This is a genomic window from Pseudomonas sp. P4_C3 (assembly GCF_056402075.1).
In genome coordinates, this window is record NZ_JBFUIC010000614.1 from 1 (window position 1) to 1,355 (window position 1,355).

The 1,355-nt window shown below is 53.8% G+C and carries 2 protein-coding genes; one reads left to right on the forward strand and one right to left on the reverse strand.

What is annotated here, in order from left to right:
* Positions 1-70: 70 nt before the first annotated feature.
* Positions 71-688 (reverse strand): helix-turn-helix domain-containing protein, encoded by a 618-nt coding sequence (locus AC1DVH_RS31175; protein ID WP_477757027.1) that lies wholly within the window; start codon positions 686-688, stop codon positions 71-73.
* A gap of 45 nt (positions 689-733) precedes the next feature.
* Here AC1DVH_RS31175 and AC1DVH_RS31180 point away from each other — a divergent pair.
* Positions 734-1,355 (forward strand): B3/B4 domain-containing protein (locus AC1DVH_RS31180; protein ID WP_477757028.1); only part of this gene is annotated, 622 nt, incomplete at its 3' end.

Sequence of the window (1,355 nt, forward strand, 5' to 3'; positions counted from 1 at the left end):
GATGATGGCCGACCACAAGAGCCAACCCGGCGGACTCCTCTGTAAGCTTCAGCGCGATGCTGTCTGAACGTTAAATTTCACGCCCGGATTGGTGGATCTCCGTTACAGACATGGTGAATATCAGTTTTGATTTGCCTTTATTCGAGTAGGCATGAGGTACATCTGTTTTTGCTACGGCTGAGCAACCCGCAGAAACGCTCAGTTCGGTATCTCCTACTATGAAGTGGAGTGTCCCTTTCTCCACGTGAAGTAGCTCAGTTGTGCCGTGAGGGTGCCCTGAGGAGGCAAAGTTTTCGCCGGGAAACATTTCCCAGCGCCAAAGCTCAATCATGTTCGGACCACTGGTTCCAGCCAGGAGCCGAGCCGTCCCTCCCATGTTTCCTGTCCAGAGTGTGGGAATATCCTTGCTTTCGATGAGGTGGGCTGATGGGGCGTCGGACACGTTTACGACATCAGCAACTGAAAGGCCCAAAGCAGCAGCGATTTTGCACAGGATCGCGATGCTTGGGTTAGCCGTGCATTTCTCTATCTCGACCACCATGCCCTTGCTGACACCGGAGCGACGGGAAAGCTCGTCGAGAGTGATTTTCCGCTTCTTCCGTTCCTGTTTGAGCCTACGGGAAACTGCCTCGCTAACGGTTTGAACGTCGGCCCCGGTGTTGGTCGGTATATTGACTATTTTGGTCATTGATCGCTAGTATGAAGTGAAATTTAGGATTAAAGGGATTCTCTGATGCTGTCCGTACTGCCGTCAATCGACCAAGACGTAATCAATTTGGCACCTGAGTTCAGAGCGCTCAGCATTGTGGTCGAAGCTGCACCAATCGCCAATCCAGATATTGGCAAGGACGCTTTGGCTCGAGCCTGTCAATCAGTCACGGCGGGTGGTGCACTGTGGGCAGACGCTCACCTGACCGCTTGGGCGGATCTCTTCCGAAAATTCGGTGCCAAGCCGCAGCRCACCCCTTGCTCAGCTGAAGCTCTTCGCAAACGGGTCCTGCGTGACGGCAGTCTGCCGAGTATCGATCCAGTGGTTGATCTCTATAACGCCATCAGCATTGAATACGCAGTTCCTGTCGGCGGTGAGAACGTCGAAGCCTATGTGGGCTCGCCGCGACTCGCTGTTGCAGATGGATCGGAACCTTTCGACACCATGAAAGAAGGTGCTCCAGCCCACGAATATCCTGATGCCGGCGAAGTTGTTTGGCGGGACGATAAAGGGGTGACTTGCCGTCGTTGGAATTGGCGTCAGGGTGTTAGAACGCGGCTCAGTGCAGATGCGAAGCACATGTGGTTCATTCTGGAAAGTCTGCCGACAATGCCGCTCGAAGCATTGACTGAAGCAGGTGACAAGC